This is a genomic window from Pseudomonas cremoris (assembly GCF_014230465.1).
The window spans coordinates 535,935-555,898 of the sequence record NZ_JAAXCY010000001.1 but is presented as its reverse complement, the minus strand read 5'-3'; the positions used below and the strand labels follow the sequence as shown (position 1 = coordinate 555,898).

The 19,964-nt window shown below is 61.5% G+C and carries 19 protein-coding genes; 2 read left to right on the top strand and 17 right to left on the bottom strand.

Going from position 1 to position 19,964, the window contains the following annotated elements:
- Positions 1 to 68 precede the first annotated feature (68 nt).
- From HF257_RS02565 to ccoN (HF257_RS02505), 13 genes are all read right to left on the bottom strand, one after another.
- Positions 69 to 752 carry a sulfite exporter TauE/SafE family protein gene (locus HF257_RS02565; protein ID WP_185703466.1) on the bottom strand — a complete coding sequence of 228 codons (684 nt, stop codon included), beginning with the start codon at positions 750 to 752 and terminating at the stop codon, positions 69 to 71.
- Positions 745 to 957 carry a cbb3-type cytochrome oxidase assembly protein CcoS gene (gene ccoS / locus HF257_RS02560; protein ID WP_185703468.1) on the bottom strand — a complete coding sequence of 71 codons (213 nt, stop codon included), beginning with the start codon at positions 955 to 957 and terminating at the stop codon, positions 745 to 747. The genes HF257_RS02565 and ccoS overlap by 8 nt, the downstream gene beginning before the upstream one ends.
- A gap of 22 nt (positions 958 to 979) precedes the next feature.
- The gene (locus tag HF257_RS02555; RefSeq protein ID WP_185703470.1) at positions 980 to 3,424 is read right to left on the bottom strand and encodes a heavy metal translocating P-type ATPase; all 2,445 of its coding nucleotides are present in this window, start codon (positions 3,422 to 3,424) and stop codon (positions 980 to 982) included.
- A gap of 117 nt (positions 3,425 to 3,541) precedes the next feature.
- Complete coding sequence (locus HF257_RS02550; RefSeq protein WP_185703472.1) at positions 3,542 to 4,081, bottom strand: FixH family protein; 540 nt, start codon at positions 4,079 to 4,081, stop codon at positions 3,542 to 3,544.
- A 17-nt stretch (positions 4,082 to 4,098) separates the two neighbouring features.
- A complete protein-coding gene (gene ccoG, locus HF257_RS02545; RefSeq protein WP_185703474.1) occupies positions 4,099 to 5,502 on the bottom strand; it encodes a cytochrome c oxidase accessory protein CcoG in 1,404 nt (467 codons plus the stop codon).
- 319 nt (positions 5,503 to 5,821) lie between these two features.
- Entirely contained in the window at positions 5,822 to 6,796 is a 975-nt protein-coding gene (gene ccoP, locus HF257_RS02540; RefSeq protein ID WP_185703476.1) for a cytochrome-c oxidase, cbb3-type subunit III, read from the bottom strand.
- The gene (locus HF257_RS02535) at positions 6,793 to 6,978 is read right to left on the bottom strand and encodes a CcoQ/FixQ family Cbb3-type cytochrome c oxidase assembly chaperone (RefSeq protein WP_005790274.1); all 186 of its coding nucleotides are present in this window, start codon (positions 6,976 to 6,978) and stop codon (positions 6,793 to 6,795) included. The genes ccoP (HF257_RS02540) and HF257_RS02535 overlap by 4 nt, the downstream gene beginning before the upstream one ends.
- A gap of 5 nt (positions 6,979 to 6,983) precedes the next feature.
- Positions 6,984 to 7,592, bottom strand: coding sequence for a cytochrome-c oxidase, cbb3-type subunit II (gene ccoO, locus HF257_RS02530; protein ID WP_003193167.1), 609 nt, complete (start codon positions 7,590 to 7,592; stop codon positions 6,984 to 6,986).
- Positions 7,592 to 9,034, bottom strand: coding sequence for a cytochrome-c oxidase, cbb3-type subunit I (gene ccoN / locus HF257_RS02525; RefSeq protein ID WP_185703478.1), 1,443 nt, complete (start codon positions 9,032 to 9,034; stop codon positions 7,592 to 7,594). Before ccoN (HF257_RS02525) ends, ccoO (HF257_RS02530) begins: the two co-directional genes overlap by 1 nt.
- A gap of 367 nt (positions 9,035 to 9,401) precedes the next feature.
- Positions 9,402 to 10,349 carry a cytochrome-c oxidase, cbb3-type subunit III gene (gene ccoP / locus HF257_RS02520; protein ID WP_185703481.1) on the bottom strand — a complete coding sequence of 316 codons (948 nt, stop codon included), beginning with the start codon at positions 10,347 to 10,349 and terminating at the stop codon, positions 9,402 to 9,404.
- Complete coding sequence (locus tag HF257_RS02515; RefSeq protein WP_185703483.1) at positions 10,346 to 10,546, bottom strand: cbb3-type cytochrome oxidase subunit 3; 201 nt, start codon at positions 10,544 to 10,546, stop codon at positions 10,346 to 10,348. The genes ccoP (HF257_RS02520) and HF257_RS02515 overlap by 4 nt, the downstream gene beginning before the upstream one ends.
- 3 nt (positions 10,547 to 10,549) lie before the next feature.
- Positions 10,550 to 11,158: a cytochrome-c oxidase, cbb3-type subunit II gene (ccoO, locus tag HF257_RS02510; RefSeq protein ID WP_185703485.1), complete on the bottom strand. Its 609-nt coding sequence runs from the start codon at positions 11,156 to 11,158 to the stop codon at positions 10,550 to 10,552.
- A 10-nt stretch (positions 11,159 to 11,168) separates the two neighbouring features.
- On the bottom strand, positions 11,169 to 12,593 hold the full coding sequence (ccoN, locus tag HF257_RS02505) for a cytochrome-c oxidase, cbb3-type subunit I (RefSeq protein WP_185703488.1): 1,425 nt from the start codon (positions 12,591 to 12,593) through the stop codon (positions 11,169 to 11,171).
- 79 nt (positions 12,594 to 12,672) lie between these two features.
- Here ccoN (HF257_RS02505) and HF257_RS02500 point away from each other — a divergent pair, with 79 nt between their 5' ends.
- On the top strand, positions 12,673 to 13,365 hold the full coding sequence (locus HF257_RS02500) for an alpha/beta family hydrolase (protein WP_185703490.1): 693 nt from the start codon (positions 12,673 to 12,675) through the stop codon (positions 13,363 to 13,365).
- A gap of 124 nt (positions 13,366 to 13,489) precedes the next feature.
- On the opposite strand, the gene HF257_RS02495 is transcribed toward HF257_RS02500, so the two are convergent.
- Together HF257_RS02495 and HF257_RS02490 are read right to left on the bottom strand one after the other, a co-directional pair.
- Positions 13,490 to 15,055, bottom strand: coding sequence for a methyl-accepting chemotaxis protein (locus tag HF257_RS02495; protein ID WP_185703492.1), 1,566 nt, complete (start codon positions 15,053 to 15,055; stop codon positions 13,490 to 13,492).
- Positions 15,056 to 15,128: 73 nt separating this feature from the next.
- Entirely contained in the window at positions 15,129 to 15,920 is a 792-nt protein-coding gene (locus HF257_RS02490; RefSeq protein ID WP_185703494.1) for a CPBP family intramembrane glutamic endopeptidase, read from the bottom strand.
- 419 nt (positions 15,921 to 16,339) lie between these two features.
- On the opposite strand from HF257_RS02490, the gene HF257_RS02485 reads away from it, so the two are divergent.
- Positions 16,340 to 17,200, top strand: coding sequence for a DMT family transporter (locus tag HF257_RS02485; RefSeq protein WP_185703498.1), 861 nt, complete (start codon positions 16,340 to 16,342; stop codon positions 17,198 to 17,200).
- A gap of 47 nt (positions 17,201 to 17,247) precedes the next feature.
- Here HF257_RS02485 and HF257_RS02480 read toward each other — a convergent pair whose 3' ends face one another.
- Positions 17,248 to 18,147 (bottom strand): DMT family transporter, encoded by a 900-nt coding sequence (locus tag HF257_RS02480; RefSeq protein WP_185703500.1) that lies wholly within the window; start codon positions 18,145 to 18,147, stop codon positions 17,248 to 17,250.
- A gap of 52 nt (positions 18,148 to 18,199) precedes the next feature.
- The gene (locus HF257_RS02475) at positions 18,200 to 19,762 is read right to left on the bottom strand and encodes a methyl-accepting chemotaxis protein (protein WP_408635590.1); all 1,563 of its coding nucleotides are present in this window, start codon (positions 19,760 to 19,762) and stop codon (positions 18,200 to 18,202) included.
- Positions 19,763 to 19,964: the final 202 nt, after the last annotated feature.

Sequence of the window (19,964 nt, the reverse complement as noted above, 5' to 3'; positions counted from 1 at the left end):
CTAGGGGCGTGGCCGAGGGGGCATCTTGATTTGCATCAACGGGGAGCGGCGCTATGCCACATAGCCTTTTAGTGGCCCATTAGCCAGTGCTGATGGGGGCCAGGCAGCGTCCAGATACCGAACAGAATCACCAACAGCCCACCGGCCATGCGCACGCTGCGTTTGCGTAGCAAGGCGGTGATGCGTTCCGCTGCCAGCCCGGTGGCCAGCAGCACCGGCCAGGTGCCGAGGCCGAACGCCAGCATCAGCAAACCACTGTCCAGCGCATTGCCCTGGCTCGCGGCCCACAGCAATGTGCTGTAGACCAACCCACACGGCAGCCAGCCCCAGAGCGCGCCCAGCAGCAACGCGCGAGGCAGGCTGGACACCGGCAGTAACCGGCTGGCAATTGGCTGGATATGCCGCCACAGGCCGCGCCCGAGGGCTTCGATGCGGGTCAGGCCGCTCCACCAGCCGGCGAGGTACAAGCCCATGCTGATCAATAACAGCCCGGCCAGCACACGCATGAACATGGCGGCCGGGCTGTTGGCGACCGCCCAGCCTGCCAGGCCGATCAATACACCTGCCGTGGCATAGCTGAGGATGCGCCCCAGGTTGTAGGCCAGCAGCAGGCGAAAACGCCGGCTGCGTTGTTCGGGGGGAATCGCCAGCGTCAATGCGCCCATCAAGCCGCCGCACATGCCCAGACAATGGCCACCGCCGAGCAGGCCGAGGATCAGCGCGGAAACCAGCAGCGGGACCAACTCAAACATGCGGTGGGTCTTTGGGCGGTTGTTCCGGATGGTTGGCTTCTTCGACGCCGGCCAGGTGGTTCGGGTCCTGGTCGTCGAACAGCACGCTGTGGGCCGGGCCGTCGAGGTCGTCGTACTGGCCGCTGTCGACAGCCCAGAAGAAGATGTAGATGGCGACGCCCACCAACAACAGCGCCGCCGGAATCATCACGTAGAGAGCTGGCATCTGTACTCCATGCCCACGCGGCTCAGGCCGGCAGCGGGCGGGTTAATGTCGGGGCGCTGGCCACGTGCGCGCTCGGCAGGCGAGTCAGGCGCAGGGCGTTGAGCACCACGGTCAACGAACTGAGGGACATGCCGATCGCCGCCCATATCGGCGTGATCCAGCCCAGGGCGGCAAACGGCAGCATAAGGCCATTGTACAGCCCGGCCCACAGCAGGTTTTCAATGATCACCCGGCGAGTGCGGCGTGCCAAGGTAAAGGCTTGTACCAAGGCATCGAGCCGGTTGGACAGCAGCACCGCATCGGCGCTGGTCTTGGCCAGGTCGGTGGCCGAGCCCATCGCTACGCTGATATCGGCAGCGGCAAGCACTGGTACGTCGTTGACCCCATCGCCGAGCATCAACACCTTGCGGCCTTGCTTATGCAGTTGTTGCAGTACCTGCAGCTTGTCGTCGGGGCGCAAGCCGCCACGGGCTTCGTCGATGCCCAACTCGGCCGCCACACTGGCCACCATCGGCGAACTGTCTCCGGACAGCAGCAGCGTACGCCAGCCGCGCGCCTTGCAGGCGGCCAGCAACGCCGGGGCGTCGCTGCGCAGGCGATCGTCCAGGACAAACCAGGCGAGGGCGCCGTCGCGGTCGCCCAGCAGTAGCCACTGCCCGGCTTCTTTCGGCGAGGGCGGGATCGGGCAGCCACTCAGTTCGCAGACAAAGCCCGGTTGGCCGATGCGCAGATGCCGGTCGCCGACACGGCCTTCCAGGCCAAGGCCGGGGGAGCTGAGTACTTCATCGGCAGCCAGCGGTGCGCGGCCAAACGCACGGGCAATCGGGTGTTCCGAGCGGTTTTCCAGGGCGGCGGCGAGGCTCAGGCACAGATCACTGTTCAGCGTGCCCAGAGGGTGGATCGCACGCAGGGCCAAGCGCCCTTCGGTCAGGGTGCCGGTCTTGTCGAAGATCACCGTGTCGATCTGGTTCAAACCTTCCAGCACGTGGCCACGGGTCAGCAGCAACCCGAGTTTGTGCAGGGTGCCAGTGGCAGCTGTGAGTGCGGTGGGCGTGGCCAGGGACAGCGCGCACGGGCAGGTGGCGACGAGCATCGCCAGTACGATCCAGAACGCCCGCGATGAATCAAGCTCCCACCACACCAGGCCAATCACGGCGGCGGCAATCAGCGAGCACAGGAGGAACCACTGGGCGGCACGGTCGGCGATCTCGGCCAGGCGCGGCTTCTCGGCTTGGGCGCGTTCCAGCAGGCGCACGATGGCAGACAGGCGCGTGTCATGGCCCAGGGCGCGCACTTCGACGGTCAACGCGCCTTCAACGTTGAGGGTGCCTGCGGTGACCGCATCGCCGACCTGGCGCGGTTGCGGCAGGTACTCACCGGTGAGCAGGGATTCGTCGATGCTCGACTGTCCGTCGAGGATCACGCCATCAGCCGGCAGCACCGCGCCGGGGTGCACCAGCACGCGGTCGCCCAGGGCCAGTTCGCTGAGCAGGATGCGTTCGCTGTGGCCGTCGGCTTTCAAGCGCAGGCAAGAAGCGGGCAGCAGGTTAACCAACTGCGCAGTGGCCGCCGCCGTGCGCTCCCGTGCGCGGCGCTCCAGGTAACGGCCGGCCAGCAGGAACAGGGCGAACATACCGACCGCATCGAAGTACAACTCGCCGACGCCGGTGATTGCGGTCCAGATGCCCGCCAGGTAGGCCCCGCCGATGGCCAGGGACACCGACACGTCCATGGTCAGGTGGCGCGTGCGCAAATCACGCATGGCCCCTTTGAAAAAAGGCGCGCAACTGTAGAACACGATAGGGGTGGTCAGAAACATCGCGACCCAGCGCAGGATCACATGCAATTCCGGGCTCAGGTCGATATTGAATTCCGGCCAGGTGGCCATGGTTGCCATCATCGCTTGGAACCATAGCAAGCCTGCCACGCCCAACTGGCGCAAGGCTCGGCGGTTTTCACTGGCCAGTTGTTCGGACGCGCGGTCCGCCTGATAAGGGTGGGCGGCGTAGCCGATATGGCGCAGCTCGCTGAGCAGTTGGCTCAGTGGCAATTGCCCGTCGGCCCAGCGCACTTGCAGGCGGTGGTTGGACAGGTTCAGCCGCGCTTCGGCGACGGCGGGCAGGCTGCGCAGGTGTTTTTCGATCAGCCAGCCACAGGCGGCGCAACTGATACCTTCCATCAACAGGGTGGTTTCGGCGAGGTCGCCTTCGTGGCGCACAAAGGGTTTTTGCACGTCGGCACGGTCGTACAATGCCAGTTCGTCCACCAGCTGCACCGGCAGTGCCTCGGGGTTGGCGGAGGCTTCGCTGCGGTGTTGGTAATAGCTTTCCAAACCACCGGCCACGATGGCTTCGGCCACTGCCTGGCAACCTGGGCAGCAGAGTTCACGGCGCTCACCGAGAATCACCGTGGTGAAACGGCTGCCGGAGGGGACGGGTAGGGCGCAGTGGTAGCAGGGGGTGGTCATGAACTGGAATCTTTATTGGCTGGGAGGGCCTCTTCGCGAGCAAGCCCGCTCCCACATTTTGAAATGCATTCCAAATATGGGAGCGGGCTTGCCCGCGATGCGCGAAGCGCAGGCTGTTTACTTTTTCAAGTCTTCGGCACCCTGCAACGGTTCGTCACCCAGCAGCAAGTCCTTGTCGTGGCTGACCTGTTCCTCTTCGAACATGCGCCAGGTCTTGTCCCCTTCCACGCCGAGCAACTCGACGAAGCGGCGGCCTTCGACCTTGTCGGTCACTTGGCCGATGTAGCGGCTGGGCTCACTGTCGCTGCGGGTCAGGGTAATCCGGCGGTCTTTTTCCGGTTGGGTTGGCGAAATCAGGTTCAGTTCCAACGTGTTCGGGTTGCTGTTGCCAGTCAGGTGCAGCTCGACTTCACCGGTCAGTTCATCCAGGTGCACCTTGGCGCGCAGTTGCAGGGTCTGGGCCAGCAGTTCACGGTCCAGCGAGCGGTTGATGCCTTTGCCGGCCTCGTAGTAGTTGTCGTTGACCAGGTTGTCCGGGTTGTTCACCGCGATGGTCACCATGGACAAGGTCAACGTCACCGAACAGGTCAGGATGCCAATGATGATCCACGGCCAGAGGTGCTTGTACCAAGGGCTTGCGGCAGTAGCTACGGGCATTGTTTTACTCTCTATAGTCAACGAACTTGGGGGCCGATGAATCGGCTCTTGGCTTCAATACGGACGCTGGCGTCATCGGCATCGGTGAGGATGAATTTCACCTCGTTGGTGCTCGACGGCAATTGTTCCGGTGCGCTCGACAACTCAACCGGCATGCTGACGATATCGCCGGCAGCCACCTTGATTTCACGCCGGCCTTGCAGCTTGAGGTCCGGCAGGCCCGAGGCGTCGAGCACGTAGGTGTGGTCGCGCTGGTCCTTGTTCATGATCTTCAGGCTGTAGACGTTTTCGATGCGGCCTTCGGCGTTTTCGCGGTACAGCACGCGGTCTTTGCTCACGTCGAACCCCACCAGCGAGCGCATGAAGAACGCCCCCACCAACAAGCTGATCATCGCCAGCAACACCAGCGCGTAACCGATCAGGCGTGGGCGCAGCTTGTGGGTTTTCTGCCCGGACAGGTTGTGTTCGGTGGTGTAGCTGATCAGGCCGCGCGGATACTCCATCTTGTCCATGATGTTGTCGCAAGCGTCGATACACGCCGCACAGCCAATGCACTCGATTTGCAGGCCGTCGCGGATGTCGATGCCGGTGGGGCACACCTGCACGCACATCGTGCAATCGATGCAATCCCCCAGGCCCTGGGCCTTGTAGTCGGTGCCTTTTTTACGCGGGCCACGCAGTTCACCACGACGCGGGTCGTAGGAGACGATCAGGGTGTCCTTGTCGAACATCACGCTCTGGAACCGCGCATACGGGCACATGTAGATGCACACCTGTTCGCGCAGCCAGCCGGCATTGCCGTAGGTGGCGAGGGTGAAGAAACCCACCCAGAAATACGACCAGCCATCGGCCTGGCCGGTGAAGAAGTCGAACACCAGTTCGCGGATCGGCGAGAAGTAGCCGACAAAGGTCATGCCGGTGACAAAACCGATCAGCAGCCACAGGGTGTGCTTGCTGAATTTACGCAGGAATTTGTTCGCGCCCATCGGCGCCTTGTCGAGCTTGATGCGCTGGTTGCGGTCGCCTTCGGTGACTTTTTCGCACCACATGAATATCCACGTCCACACGCTTTGCGGGCAGGTATAACCGCACCACACGCGCCCGGCGTACACCGTGATAAAGAACAGGCCAAACGCCGCAACAATGAGAATGCCCGAGAGCAGGATGAAGTCCTGGGGCCAGAAGGTCGCGCCAAAGATAAAGAACTTACGCTCCGGCAGGTTCCACCACACGGCCTGGTGACCGCCCCAGTTCAGCCACACCGTGCCGAAGTAGAGCAGGAACAGTCCGGCACCCCCGAGCATGCGCAGGTTGCGAAACAGGCCAGTGAAGGCGCGGGTGTAGATTTTCTCGCGCGAGGCGTAGAGGTCGACGGTCTTGGCAGGGGGGGTAACGTCATGTACCGGTATCTGGTCGCTCATCATTGCATCCCACGGCGGTGGACATTTGCCTCGGCCAGTACGTGCCAGCCGGGGTCAAAAATAGACTGTTGCAGTGGCGTAATGATACGCCTCCGGTGGTGCTCAAAGGGGGCGACCTACCTGACCTGGATCAATTGATCTGGCAAGTATGGCCGGTTTTGGCAGGCTCGGTGGCCAAAACGAAGCAGTTCCAATGTGGGAGCGGGCTTGCTCGCGAATGCGCTAGGTCAGTCAACTTATCCGTTACTGACTGACCGCCTTCGCGAGCAAGCCCGCTCCCACATTGGCTTCTCGTTGGTTTCAGAATAGGTGAGCGATTCTATTCCTCAGCCTTCTTATCCCCATGGGACAAGCTGTAAACATACGCCGCCAGCAAGTGCACCTTGTCATTGCCTTGCAGTTGTTCCTGCGCAGGCATCTGGCCTTGGCGGCCATAGCGGATGGTCTGCTGCAGTTGCGCGAAGCTCGAACCGTAGATGAATGCGCCTGGGTGAGTCAGGTCGGGCGCGCCCATCGCTGGGGTGCCTTTACCCTGGGGGCCGTGGCAGGCAACGCAGTTGGTGGCGAAGAGTTTCTCGCCGTTGGCCACGTCGGCCTTGGCGCCTTCCGGCAACTTGCGGCCATCGAGGTTGGTCAGCACAAAGCCCGCGACATCGGCCACGCCTTGCTCGCCGATGACTTCAGCCCAGGCCGGCATGATCGCGTGGCGGCCTTTCATGATGGTTTCCTTGATGGTCTCGGGCGACCCGCCCCAGCGCCAGTCGGCGTCGGTCAGGTTGGGAAAACCGTAGGCGCCCTTGGCGTCGGAACCGTGGCACACCGAGCAGTTGGAGGCGAACAGACGACCGCCCATCTTCAAGGCTTGCGGGTCCTTGGCCACTTCTTCAATCGGCATCGAGGCGAACTTGGCGAAGATCGGACCGAACTTGGCGTCCGACTTGGCCATTTCCTTTTCCCATTCGTGCACGCCGGTCCAGCCGGTCTGGCCGTTGGCGAACGGGGTTTGCTTGTCGTTGTCGAGGTAGTTGTAGCCCGGCAGCACGCCTTTCCAGTTGCCAAGGCCGGGGTACAGCACCAGGTAACCGAGGGCGAAGATGATGGTGCCGACGAACAGCATGAACCACCACTTGGGCAGCGGGTTGTCGTACTCCTCGATACCGTCGAAGGAGTGGCCGACGGTCTCGTCGGTTTGCTCGGTGCGCTGGCCCTTGCGGGTCGACAGCAGCAGCCAGGTCAGGGCGAAGATGGTACCCAGACTGAGGACTGTGACGTACAGACTCCAGAACGTAGTCATTCTTTGTTACTCCTAGAAGCTTGCTCGACGTGCTTGATGGCTTCGGGATCATCCGCAAAGGGCAGCATGGTTGCGTCGTCAAACTCCGACTTGCGCCGTGGGCTGAACACCCACAGCGCCAGGCCGACAAAGGCCACCATCACTACAACGGTGCCCAGGCCTCGAATCATCCCGATATCCATGAAGGTCACCGTTTGCTTTTGATGATGGTGCCCAGGCCTTGCAGGTAGGCCACCAGTGCGTCCATTTCGGTCTTGCCCTTCACGGCTGCGGCTGCACCGGCGATGTCTTCGTCGGTGTAGGGCACGCCCAGGGTGCGCAAGACTTCCATCTTCTTCGCGGTGTCCTTGCCGTCGAGCTTGTTTTCCACGAGGAACGGGTACGCCGGCATTTTCGACTCAGGCACAACGTTGCGCGGGTTGTACAAGTGCGCACGTTGCCAGTCGTCGGAGTAACGCCCGCCCACGCGGGCGAGGTCCGGGCCGGTGCGCTTGGAACCCCACAGGAACGGGTGGTCCCACACGCTTTCGCCGGCGACCGAGTAGTGGCCGTAGCGTTCGGTTTCGGCGCGGAACGGGCGGATCATCTGCGAGTGGCAGCCCACGCAACCGTTGGCGATGTAGACGTCGCGGCCTTCCAGTTCAAGGGCGGTGCGCGGCTTCATGCCTTCGACCGGCTTGTTGGTCACGTCCTGGAAGAACAGCGGAACGATCTGGGTCAGGCCGCCGATGCTCACGGCGATGACCATGAAGAAGGCCAGCAGGCCAATATTCTTCTCGACTACTTCATGCTTCATCAGTGAGCTCCCACAACGGCGATCTTGGCGGCGGCTTCGGCTTCTGCAGGATCGGCGGCACGCACGGTGCGCCAGACGTTGTAGGCCATGAGGAACATGCCGGAGGCAAAGAATGCACCGCCCAGGGCGCGCACGATGTAACCCGGGTGGCTGGCTTGCAGCGCTTCGACGAACGAATAGGTGAGGGTGCCGTCATCGTTGATTGCACGCCACATCAAGCCTTGGGTGATGCCGTTGACCCACATCGAAGCGATGTAGAGCACGGTACCGATGGTGGCCAGCCAGAAGTGCGCATTGATCAGCCCGACGCTGTGCATCTGCGGGCGGCCGAACAATTTGGGGATCATGTGGTACAGCGCGCCGATGGAGATCATCGCCACCCAACCGAGGGCGCCGGCGTGTACGTGGCCGATGGTCCAGTCGGTGTAGTGGGACAGCGAGTTGACGGTCTTGATCGCCATCATCGGACCTTCGAAGGTCGACATGCCGTAGAACGCCAGGGACACCACGAGGAAGCGCAGGATCGGGTCGGTGCGCAATTTATGCCAGGCACCGGACAGGGTCATCATGCCGTTGATCATGCCCCCCCAACTTGGCGCCAGCAGGATGATCGACATCGCCATGCCCAGCGACTGCGCCCAATCCGGCAGCGCGGTGTAGTGCAGGTGGTGAGGGCCGGCCCAGATGTACAGGGTGATCAGCGCCCAGAAGTGCACGATGGACAACCGGTACGAGTAAATAGGACGTTCGGCCTGTTTGGGCACGAAGTAGTACATCATCCCCAGGAAACCGGTGGTCAGGAAAAAACCGACCGCGTTGTGGCCGTACCACCACTGGATCATCGCGTCCGTCGCCCCGGCGTAGGCCGAATAGGACTTGAACAGGCTAACCGGCAGCGAGGCATGGTTGACGATGTGCAGCATCGCGGTAACCAGGATGAAGGCACCGTAGAACCAGTTGCCGACATAGATGTGCTTGGTCTTGCGCTTGACGATGGTGCCGAAGAACACCACGGCGTAGGTCACCCACACGATGGCCAGCAAAATGGCAATCGGCCATTCCAGCTCGGCGTATTCCTTGGTGGTGGTGTAGCCCAGCGGCAGGGTGACGACCGCGCCGACGATGACCGCTTGCCAGCCCCAGAAGGTGAAGGCGGCGAGGCCGTCGGAGATCAGTCGCGTCTGGCAGGTTCGCTGCACGACATAGTAGGAGGTGGCAAACAATGCACATCCACCGAAGGCGAAGATCACCAGGTTGGTGTGCAACGGGCGCAGGCGACCGAAGGTCGTCCATGGCAAACCGAAATTCAACTCCGGCCAAACCAATTGCGAGGCGATGAACACCCCGAGCCCCATGCCAAGGATCCCCCAGACCACCGTCATGATGGCGAACTGGCGGACTACCTTATAGTTATAAGCAGTCGGACTGATTGCTGTGCTCATTCTAAGGTTCCACGGTTTAGGTTTTTTTATAGGTAGAAATCGGCCGCAAGTATGTAGAAAGCGAGGGGCCAATGCAACGCAATGGCTGACCTGTATCAATGCGTTCCACGCCAGATTCTGCGCCCTTTCCATGTTTTGCGTAGGGACAAAATCAAAAATGGAAAGCTGATCGAGTGGACAAGAAATTTACCAGGCCGCAACGGGAGTCGTTGCATACGCCGGAACCGGTCCGCTGTGCAGGGAAGCGTAGACCCGAATGGCAGGAGGGGAAAGTTGTGCTTTGGAAGGGTGCGACGCTTGGTCGCATAGGAGGGCGCATCAAATGAACCTGTGGCGAGAGAGCAAGCTCCCTCGCCACAGTTAAAGCTTACTGCGCTTGGCTTTCTGGCGTTGCGCCATCAGCGTTATGGGACAAGCTATACACGTAGGCAGCCAACAAGTGCACCTTGTCATTGCCCTGCAGGACGTCCTGCGCGGGCATCTGGCCTTGGCGGCCGTGACGGATGGTCTGCTGCAACTGCGCCAGGCTGGTGCCGTAGATGAACCCGGCGGGTTCGGTCAGGTTCGGCGCGCCCATGGCTTCCATGCCGTGGCCTTCCGGACCGTGGCAGGCCACGCAAGTGGTGTTGAACGCCGCTTTGCCGGCGGCCAGGTCAGCGGTGCTGTCGGCAGGTAGTGGCAACTTGGCCAGGTCGTGACGTACAAAGGCGGCGACGTTTTTTACACCGTCTTCGCCGAGTATCTCACCCCAGGCCGGCATCGCCGCGTGGCGACCGTTGAGGATGGTGGTCTTGATCGCCTCGGCCGAACCGCCCCAGCGCCAAATGTTGTCTGCCAGGTTGGGGAAGCCGTACGCGCCCTTGGCATCCGAGCCGTGGCACACCGCGCAGTTGGACGCAAACAGGCGACCGCCCATTTTCAACGCTTGTGGGTCCTTGGCCACTTCTTCCACCGGCATGGCTGCGAATTTGGCGAAGATCGGCCCGAACTTGGCGTCGGCCTTGGCCATTTCCTTGTCCCACTCCTTGGTTTGGGTCCAGCCGTCTTCATAGCCCGGCAGCACGCCTTTCCAGTTGCCCAGGCCCGGGTAGAGGATCAGGTAGCCGACCGCAAACACCAAGGTGCCGGCGAACAGCATGAACCACCACTGGGGCAGCGGGTTGTCGTATTCCTCGATACCGTCGAAGGCGTGGCCCATGGTCTGGTCCACGCTGCCCTTGGTTTCGCCCTTGCGGGTGCCGATCAACAGCCAGGTCAGGCCGATCAGGCTGCCCAGGGTCAGTACGCAGATCCATGTACTCCAAAATAGGGTCATGGCCGATTGCTCCTTGTTGCAGGCTCTTCTTGAGCGTCGGAAGGGGTGGGTTCATCAGCGAACGGCAGCAGGCGCGCCTGCTCGAATTCCGCATTGCGCCGGTTGTTGAACACCCACAGCGACAGGCCGATAAAGGCGATGGCGACCACCAGCGTGCCGAGGCCGCGGATGGTGCCCGCATCTAATTCAAATCCCATGGCTCACCTCTTGCTCTTGATGGCAGTGCCGAGCACTTGCAGGTACGAAACCAGCGCGTCCATTTCGGTCTTGCCCTTGAGGCTGGCCACTGCGCCACTGATGTCTTCGTCGGTGTACGGCACGCCGAGGGTGCGCATCACTTGCAGCTTTTTCTCGGTGTGGCTGCTGTCGACCTGGGCTGTGACCAACCACGGGTAGGCCGGCATTTTCGACTCGGGCACCACGTTGCGCGGGTTGTACAAGTGCGCGCGGTGCCAGTCGTCCGAGTAGCGCGCGCCGACGCGGGCCAGGTCCGGGCCGGTGCGCTTGGAACCCCACAGGAACGGGTGGTCCCACACGCTTTCGCCGGCGACCGAGTAGTGGCCGTAGCGTTCGGTCTCTGCGCGGAACGGGCGGATCATTTGCGAGTGGCACTGCACACAGCCTTCGCGGATGTAGATGTCGCGGCCTTCCAGTTGCAGCGCGGTGTAGGGCTTCATGCCTTCGACCGGCTTGTTGGTCACGTCCTGGAAGAACAGCGGGACGATCTGGGTCAGGCCGCCGATACTCACGGCCAGCACCATCAGCAGCATCAGGATGCCGACGTTCTTTTCAATCGTTTCGTGTTTCATCACAGACTCCTCAGGCCAGCTGCGCAGTGGTGGCGGCTTCGACAGGCTGCGGCGAACGCACGGTGCGCCACGTGTTGTAAGCCATCAGGAACATGCCGCTGAGGAACACCGCACCGCCCACCAACCGCACGATGAAGCCTGGGTGGCTGGCCACCAGGGTTTCGACGAAGGAGTAGGTCAAGGTGCCGTCTTCGTTGACCGCACGCCACATCAGGCCCTGGGCGATGCCGTTGACCCACATCGAGGCGATGTAAAGCACGGTGCCGATGGTGGCCAGCCAGAAGTGCGCGTTGATCAGGCCGAGGCTGTACATCTGCTCGCGACCGAAGATTTTCGGGATCATGTGGTACAGGGCGCCGATGGAGATCATCGCGACCCAGCCCAGAGCGCCGGCGTGTACGTGGCCGATGGTCCAGTCGGTGTAGTGGGAGAGGGCGTTGACGGTCTTGATCGCCATCATCGGGCCTTCAAAGGTCGACATGCCGTAGAACGCCAGGGACACCACGAGGAAGCGCAGGATCGGGTCGCTGCGCAACTTATGCCAGGCGCCCGACAGGGTCATCATGCCATTGATCATGCCGCCCCAGCTTGGCGCCAGCAGCACCAGCGACATCACCATGCCCAACGACTGTGCCCAGTCCGGCAGCGCGGTGTAGTGCAGGTGGTGCGGGCCCGCCCAGATGTACAGGGTGATCAGCGCCCAGAAGTGCACGATAGACAGGCGATAGGAATACACCGGGCGCTCGGCCTGCTTCGGCACGAAGTAATACATCATGCCCAGGAAGCCCGCAGTGAGGAAAAAGCCTACTGCGTTATGCCCATACCACCACTGCACCATGGCATCCGTCGCACCGCCGTAGAGGGAGTAGGACTTGGTCAGGCTGACTGGGATTTCCAGGTTGTTGACGATATGCAGGATGGCCACGGTGATGATGAACGCACCGAAGAACCAGTTACCGACGTAGATGTGCTTGGTGTTGCGCTTCATCACTGTGCCGAAGAACACGATGGCGTAGGCCACCCACACGATGGTGATGAGGATGTCGATCGGCCATTCCAGCTCGGCGTATTCCTTGGAGCTGGTGTAGCCCAGCGGCAAGGTGATCGCGGCCAACAGGATGACCAATTGCCAGCCCCAGAAGCAGAACGCGGCGATTTTCGGCGCGAACAGCTGGGTCTGGCAGGTGCGTTGCACCGAGTAGAAGGAGCTGGCGAACAGTGCGCAGCCACCGAAGGCGAAGATCACCGCGTTGGTGTGCAGCGGGCGCAGGCGACCGAAGCTGGTCCACGGTAAATCGAAGTTGAGTGCAGGCCAGACCAATTGAGCAGCGAGAAAAACCCCGAGCCCCATGCCGACGATGCCCCACACCACCGTCATAATGGCGAATTGGCGGACCACCTTGTAGTTATAGGCGGTACTTAAAGTAGTGTTCATGGTTCCCCATCCACGGTTCAACCCAAGCAAATGCGGCACTTGGGCTGGAGTTATAGGCAGACTAAAAAGCGAGGCAAGCATGGGCAAAGAGCACAAGGCCAGTATTGACGGGGATCAATGGGCGCAGTGTGTGCGGGAACGCGGGTGGTTGTGGGATGTCGCGACCGGTGCGGGTTCAAGCGAACCTGTCACGTTGATCCTGGCCCACGGCGCCGGTGCACCGATGGACTCCACCTTCATGAACGACATGGCTGCACGCCTTGCCGGGCATGGCGTCAACGTGTTGCGCTTCGAGTTTCCGTACATGGCGCAGCGCCGTGCGGACGGCGGCAAACGCCCACCGAACCCGGCGCCGAAACTGCTTGAAGCCTGGCGTGAGGTGTATGCCGAGGTGCGACGTCATGTCGCTGGGACACTGGCGATTGGCGGCAAGTCCATGGGCGGGCGCATGGCCAGTTTATTGGCGGATGAATTGGGTGCCGACGGGCTGGTGTGCCTGGGGTATCCGTTCTATGCAGTGGGTAAGCCAGAAAAACCGCGGGTCGAACATTTGGCCGGTTTGAAGACGCCGACGTTGATCATGCAGGGCGAGCGCGATGCCTTGGGCAATCGGGCGACGGTGGAGGGTTATGTGTTGTCGCCGAACATCGAGGTGATGTGGCTGGTGGCGGGGGACCACGACTTGAAGCCGTTGAAGGCTTCGGGGTTTAGTCATGAGCAGCATTTGGAGGCTACGGCGTTAAAAGTAGCCGGGTTTCTCGGCGGCTGTTAGGGCCTTTTCGCGAGCAAGTCGAATCGTCGCACCGCCGCTCCCACATTCGACCGCATTCCAAGGGATGTACACGGTTAAATGTGGGAGCGGCGGTGCGACGATTCGACTTGCTCGCGAAAGCGGTCTACCGGTTGAACCGCTCCACCAGCGAATACTGGGTATTCGCCGTATGCGTCAGCTCTTCACTCAACTGCGCCGAATTCAACGCCTGCTCCGACGTCTGGTCCGCCAACAACGCAATTGTGCTGATATTGCGGCTGATCTCTTCGGCCACCGAGCTTTGCTCTTCGGTCGCCGCAGCGATCTGCGTGGTCATATCGGTGATGTGCGCCACTGCTTCACTGATGCCTACCAGCGCCTGGTCCGCTTCCATCACCCGTGCTACACCTTCTTCGGCCTGGCGATGCCCGGCGTCCATGGTTTGCACGGCGGCGGCGGCAGTTTGTTGCAGCTTGGCGATCAGGGTGTGGATCTGCCCGGTGGACTCGGCGGTACGCTGGGCCAGTTGGCGGACTTCGTCGGCTACCACGGCAAACCCACGGCCCATCTCACCGGCACGCGCCGCTTCGATGGCGGCGTTGAGCGCCAGCAGGTTGGTCTGGTCGGCAATGCCCTTGATCACGTCGACAACACCGCCGATCTCGTCGCTGTCCTTGGCCAGTTGGGTCACGGTCACACCGGTCTCGCCCACAGCAACGGACAGACGCTGAATCGCATCACGGGTTTCCCCGGCGATATCGCGACCGCGACCGGTCAGGCGGTTGGCCTCTTGGGTCGCATCGGCCGTGCGCTGCACGTGGCTGGCGACTTCCTGGGTGGTGGCGGCCATCTGGTTGACCGCAGTGGCCACCTGCTCGGTTTCCACGCGCTGGCGTTCCAGGCCGCTGGAGCTGTTGTGCGCCAGGGTGTTGGATTGCGCGGCCTGGTCGTTCAGATGCTCGGCGGTGTCCTGCAAGCGAGTCAGACACGTCTTCAGACGCGCTTCCTGGCTGAGGATCGACATCTCCAACCGCGCCTGTGCGCCACGGCTATCGGTGTACATCTGCGCGATCAACGGGTCGGACGTAGTTTGCTCGGCCAGGCGTAGTAAACGCTTGAGGCCGCGCTGTTGCCAGCTCAGTCCCAGCAGGCCTAACGGCACCGACAACCCCGCCGCCAGGGCAAAGCCCCAGTGGGAATTGAGGGAGGCGCCGATCATGAAGCTCAACTGGCTCACCAGGATAAACGGCAGCCAGTCCTGCAGCACCGGCAGCCACTTGTCACGCTGGGGAACCGCCGACTTGCCTTTGTTGATGCGTTGGTAGAGCGCTTCGGCGCGGCGGATCTGCTCGGCGGTGGGCTTGATGCGCACCGATTCGTAGCCGACCACCTGGTTGCCTTCGAAGACGGGTGTCACATAGGCGTTAACCCAGTAGTGATCACCGGTCTTGCAGCGATTCTTGACGATGCCCATCCATGGCAAGCCTTGTTTGAGCGTGGACCACATATGCGCGAACACCGCCGGCGGCACATCTGGATGACGCACCAGGTTGTGCGGCGCACGCAGCAGCTCTTCGCGCGTGAACCCACTGATCTCGACAAACGCGTCGTTGCAGTAGGTGATCACGCCCTTTGCATCTGTGGTGGAGATCAACCGTTGCTGAGCGGGGAAGGTACGTTCGCGCTGGGTAACGGGTTGGTTATTACGCATGATTGTTCAATCCGCAAGGCTTTCAGGGGGTATCGGCACGGGCCCGCGTTTATTTAACTTATTTTTGCAACAATCAGCCGGCCAGCATCGGGTAGGTGAATAACCCGAAGTGCAGCAGGTTCAAGCCAAAATGCGTGGCCACCGCCGCACCCAGGCCGCCGAAGCGATAGGCCAGGCCATAACCCACGCCGGCGATGCTCGCCAGCAGCACCCAGTGCCAGCCCGCGCCCAGGTGCACCAGGCCGAATAGCAGCGAGGCCAGTAGCAGCGCGAGGTTCTCGCCGTAGGGCAGGTGCTTGAAACGTTGGCTCAGGCCTCCCTGGATGTAGCCACGGAACAGGGCTTCTTCTACCAAGGTCACCAACAACAGGTTGTTCAGTACCCACAGCCATGCCTGTTCCGGCCATTTCGGTGCCCAAGTGATCATCCCCAGTAACGTCGCGCCACCCAAGGCGGCGATGGCGGTGAGGGTCAGGGCCAGGGCGGTAATGCATAGCGACAGCCGCAGTCTGCGCCGCGCCACGATCCAGGGGCAGGCCAGCAGCAGCCAGAAGCCAATCAGCGGCTTGTCCTGGTTCAAATACATCGAGAAAGGCACGGCGTCGGGCGTGAAATGCTGCGAGGCAATGCCACGGCCATTGTAGAAACCTGGCAGCCAGTGCATCGCCAGGCTCACCGCCAGCACGATAAACAACCCATGCCCCAGGTAGCGTGCCCAAGGCGTGCGCTGCTGGCGTACGGCGTAACCTGCAATCAGCAGCAGGACGACAGACACCGCTGCCAGCACCCCCAGTTGCCCGTAGGTCAAGGCCAGTACATAGCCAATGGAAAGAAGCGCCAAATACAGCCAGGGCAATGCGATCATGGGGAATCCTTGGAAAAAACTCGCGGCATTATAGCGACCAGTCCTACGTTGCTCAGATGAAAACTCCTCCACGCAGCAAGGGTGGTGAAGTGATTGCAAAACGTATCAGCGGCTGGTTATAGTCGTTGCCTCTTCATCCCTTCACACAAGATCAGCCCATGCCAGCTCTCCAGCGCATAGCGGTAGTCGATTCAGCGGTCAACGCTGTAGTCGTGCCGTGCGGGAGCCAACAGCCTGTGCAGATCAGTCACTACCCCCCACCTGTCAGTAGCACGCCGGTGTACGCAGTCGTATCACCGCCGGGTGTTGGCATTTCGGGCTGATCAGCTGATCGCTGTTCCCGTCTGCCCGCCTGAAAAAAACCAATGAATTTCAGCGTTTGCTGAATCGGCTTTTTTGCCTGATTACAGGTGGTATCCATGTCTGTTCTTTCGAAACAATCCGTGGCCGCGGCGGCCTCGACGAGCCTGTTTGTATTGCTGTGGAGCAGCGGGGCGATCTTCTCCAAATGGGGCCTGGCCCATGCGTCACCCTTCGCGTTCCTGTTGATCCGCTTTGCCATCGCCTTGGCCGGCCTGGTGATCCTGGTGCCGGTCCTCAAGCTGAAACTGCCGCGTCCCGGCAAACCGCTGATGTATGCGGCGGCGACCGGTTTGGTGCTGTTGGGGGCCTACCAGATCTTTTACCTGCTGGCGCTGGACCTCAAGGTCACGCCCGGCATGATGGCGACCATCATGGGCGTGCAGCCGATCCTTACCGTGGTGCTGATGGAGCGCCAGCGCTCGTTCAGCCGGATGTTCGGCTTGGGCCTGGGTTTGGCAGGGTTGATCATGGTGGTCTACCAGGGCATCGGTGTGTCCGGCATGTCCCTGGCGGGGATGCTGTTCGGACTGCTGGCCCTGGCGAGCATGACCTTCGGCTCGATCATGCAGAAACGCATCACCGATAACCCGCTGGGAACACTGCCCGTGCAGTACTTGGCCGGGCTGTTGTTGTGCTCGGTGTTTGTGCCGTTCCAGCCGTTCCACTTTGAACACGACACCGGCTTTTACCTGCCGGTGCTGTGGATGGGGCTGGTGGTGTCGGTAGTGGCGACGTTGTTGCTGTATCGCCTGATCGCCCGGGGCAACCTGGTGAACGTCACCAGTCTGTTCTACCTGGTGCCGGCGGTGACGGCCGTGATGGACTACCTGATCTTCGGTAACAAGCTCGCCCTGCTCAGCCTGCTGGGGATGATGCTGATCATCATCGGCTTAGCCTTCGTATTCCGTAAGGTCTGACTTTGTAGTGAGCGGGCTTGCCCCGCGCTGGGGGACAAGCCCGCTCGCTACAGAACCGCGCGCGCCGTTTTTTTTGGGCGCAACACCAGCCACAACGCCGCCGCAATCAACACCCCGCCATACAGGTGTGCCATCGACAATGGCTCATCCAGCAGCAACGCGCCCCACAGCACGCCGAACGGCGGGATCATGAAGGTCACGGTCATCGACTTCACCGGTCCGATGGACGACAGCAGGCGGAAGTACAGGATGTAGGCAAACGCCGTACACACCAGCCCCAACCCCAATAACGACAACCACACCTGCCACCCACCCCAACTCGCGGGCGGTTGGCTGATGGCGCTGTAGGCAAAGAACGGCAACAGAAACAGGGTAGCGCCGAGCATGCTGCCCAGGGCTGAAAGGCGGCTGTCGAGCCCGCCACGTTGGTCCAGCCACCGCCGTGCGAGGAAACCGGCGAAGCCATAACAGGTGGTGGCCAGCAGGCAGGCCAACGCGCCCATCAACAACTGTGCGTCAAACGCCACCGGCCCGGCGCGGGTCAGTACGCCGACGCCCAACAGGCCCAGGCACACCCCAGCGACTTTCGACGGCGTAAGACGCTCGCTGAAAAACAGCCCGCCAATCAACACGCCCATCAACGGCGTGGTGGCATTGAAGATCGCCGAGTAGCCCGCCGGCAGCACTTGGGCTGCCACTGAATACATGGTCGCCGGGATTCCGGAGTTGATCACCCCCAGCAGCAATACCGTCTTGAACTTACCCTGGAAGTCCCAGCTCACCCGCATTATTGCGAGGATCACCAGCAGCCCGGCGGCGGCAATCGACACGCGGAAAAACGCAGTCGGCACTGTGCCGATCTCTGGCGCGATAATGCGCATGAACAGGAAGCTGGCGCCCCAGATGGCGGCCAATCCCAGCAAGTAAAGGGTGTCGACAGGTCTCACGCAATACTCCTACATCAGTCAGGCGGCGAGTGTTGCACGCCGCCTTCACTGATTACAGGACAAACCGCGTCACCAGCCCATTCAAACCCACCGCCAAACGCGACAGCTCATGGCTGGCGGCCGAGGTCTGGGTGGCACCGGCGGCTGTTTGCGTAGACAGGTCACGGATATTCACCAGGCTGCGGTCCACTTCCCGCGCCACCAGGGCCTGCTGCTCGGCGGCGCTGGCGATCACCAGGTTGCGCTGGCTGATCTGCGAGATCGCCGCGGTGATTTTTTCCAGCGCGCTGCCGGCGCTGTTGGCCCGTTGCAAGGTCTGGCCAGCGTGCTCGGCGCTGCTGTTCAGCGCGTCGACGGTGCCTTGGGTGCCTTGCTGGATAGCGGTGATCATTTGCTCGATTTCTTCGGTGGAGTCCTGGGTGCGTTGCGCCAGGGAGCGCACCTCATCGGCGACCACGGCAAACCCGCGCCCGGCTTCGCCCGCACGCGCCGCTTCAATCGCGGCGTTGAGCGCCAGCAGGTTGGTCTGCCCGGCAATGCCTCGGATCACTTCGAGCACCTTGCTGATGTCCTGGGCCTGCACGGCCAGGCCTTCGGCTTTGTTCGAGGCGCCGAGCACTTCGTCCACCAGGTTTTGGATCGAACTGATGGTCCCGCTGATCTGATAATGGCCGTGCTTGCTGTCTTCGTCGGAAGCCTTGGAGGCTTCGGCGCTGGATACCGCATTGCCAGCCACTTCATCCACCGCTGCGCTCATCTGGTTCACGGCCGTAGCGGCTTGCTCGATTTCATCGTTCTGCGCCTGCAGGCCACGGGTGCTTTGTTCCATCACCGAACTCATTTCTTCGGCGGCTGACGCCAACTGTTGCGCCGATTCGCTGATGCCACGGATGGTGCCTTGCAAGCGGTCTTGCATGGTGGCGAGGGCGCTGAGCAGCTGGCCAGGTTCGTCGTTGCCCTGCACCACAATCGGTTGGCTCAAGTCGCCGCTGGCGATGGTGCGCGCTACGGTCAATGCTTGGTTGATAGGGGCGGTGATACTGCGGGTCAACAGCCAGGCCAGCAGCAAGGTGGCGATCAGGGCAATGGCGATGATCAGGCCCACGATCCATTGGGCGCTGGAGTACATCTGCGCGGCCAAATGTACGGCGGCTTCGACTCCGCTTTGGTTGAAGGTGATCAGGCTTTCCAGGCTCTTGCCCAGGATTACGCCTTGCGGTGCCAGGCGCGTATTAAGCAGGTCGATAGCGTCCTGTTGCTGGTCCTTGTCGACCAGCGCAACAATTTGCTCGACGAGCGTGAGGTAGCCGTCTACGTCGACCTTGAGTTGCTTGAGCAATTGGTCCTCTGCGTCGTCGCTCAGCAGGGTTTCGTGGTGCTCCAGCAACGCTTTCAGTTCGCTGAGGTGGCGGGTCAGCAGGTTTTTACTGTTGTCACGAATCCGCGATTCATCGGTGGTCGCCAGGCGCAGGGTTTCCAGGCGAATGCTGGCGACGTAGGCGGCGCTGTCGTGGATATTCTCGATGCTCGGCATCCACGATTGTTCGATAACCAACGCGCTTTCACGCAGCTTGGCCATTTGCCCCAGGCCAAACATTCCCACAATCACCAGCATGCTGGCCAAAACCCCAAAACTCAGACCGGCACGCAGACCGATCCTCATATTCCTCAATGACATCTCGATGCTCCTTGGGCGAATAGAACCTGTTCCCGGATCGGTCTTATGACCTTGTTAGGGTGGGAAAGGGCGCGCTATATATCAAAGTGCCACTAAGGTGGTAATCAGGGTTTCCCTTAGGTGTATCAAAACGCTTACA

Excerpts from the sequence above, each read along its gene's own strand:
- HF257_RS02565 (WP_185703466.1), bottom strand. The coding sequence starts at position 752 with ATGTTTGAGTTGGTCCCGCTGCTGGTTTCCGCGCTGATCCTCGGCCTG.
- ccoS (WP_185703468.1), bottom strand. The coding sequence starts at position 957 with ATGCCAGCTCTCTACGTGATGATTCCGGCGGCGCTGTTGTTGGTGGGC.
- HF257_RS02555 (WP_185703470.1), bottom strand. The coding sequence starts at position 3,424 with ATGACCACCCCCTGCTACCACTGCGCCCTACCCGTCCCCTCCGGCAGC.
- HF257_RS02550 (WP_185703472.1), bottom strand. The coding sequence starts at position 4,081 with ATGCCCGTAGCTACTGCCGCAAGCCCTTGGTACAAGCACCTCTGGCCG.
- ccoG (WP_185703474.1), bottom strand. The coding sequence starts at position 5,502 with ATGAGCGACCAGATACCGGTACATGACGTTACCCCCCCTGCCAAGACC.
- ccoP (WP_185703476.1), bottom strand. The coding sequence starts at position 6,796 with ATGACTACGTTCTGGAGTCTGTACGTCACAGTCCTCAGTCTGGGTACC.
- HF257_RS02535 (WP_005790274.1), bottom strand. The coding sequence starts at position 6,978 with ATGGATATCGGGATGATTCGAGGCCTGGGCACCGTTGTAGTGATGGTG.
- ccoO (WP_003193167.1), bottom strand. The coding sequence starts at position 7,592 with ATGAAGCATGAAGTAGTCGAGAAGAATATTGGCCTGCTGGCCTTCTTC.
- ccoN (WP_185703478.1), bottom strand. The coding sequence starts at position 9,034 with ATGAGCACAGCAATCAGTCCGACTGCTTATAACTATAAGGTAGTCCGC.
- ccoP (WP_185703481.1), bottom strand. The coding sequence starts at position 10,349 with ATGACCCTATTTTGGAGTACATGGATCTGCGTACTGACCCTGGGCAGC.
- HF257_RS02515 (WP_185703483.1), bottom strand. The coding sequence starts at position 10,546 with ATGGGATTTGAATTAGATGCGGGCACCATCCGCGGCCTCGGCACGCTG.
- ccoO (WP_185703485.1), bottom strand. The coding sequence starts at position 11,158 with ATGAAACACGAAACGATTGAAAAGAACGTCGGCATCCTGATGCTGCTG.
- ccoN (WP_185703488.1), bottom strand. The coding sequence starts at position 12,593 with ATGAACACTACTTTAAGTACCGCCTATAACTACAAGGTGGTCCGCCAA.
- HF257_RS02500 (WP_185703490.1), top strand. The coding sequence starts at position 12,673 with ATGGGCAAAGAGCACAAGGCCAGTATTGACGGGGATCAATGGGCGCAG.
- HF257_RS02495 (WP_185703492.1), bottom strand. The coding sequence starts at position 15,055 with ATGCGTAATAACCAACCCGTTACCCAGCGCGAACGTACCTTCCCCGCT.
- HF257_RS02490 (WP_185703494.1), bottom strand. The coding sequence starts at position 15,920 with ATGATCGCATTGCCCTGGCTGTATTTGGCGCTTCTTTCCATTGGCTAT.
- HF257_RS02485 (WP_185703498.1), top strand. The coding sequence starts at position 16,340 with ATGTCTGTTCTTTCGAAACAATCCGTGGCCGCGGCGGCCTCGACGAGC.
- HF257_RS02475 (WP_408635590.1), bottom strand. The coding sequence starts at position 19,762 with ATGCTGGTGATTGTGGGAATGTTTGGCCTGGGGCAAATGGCCAAGCTG.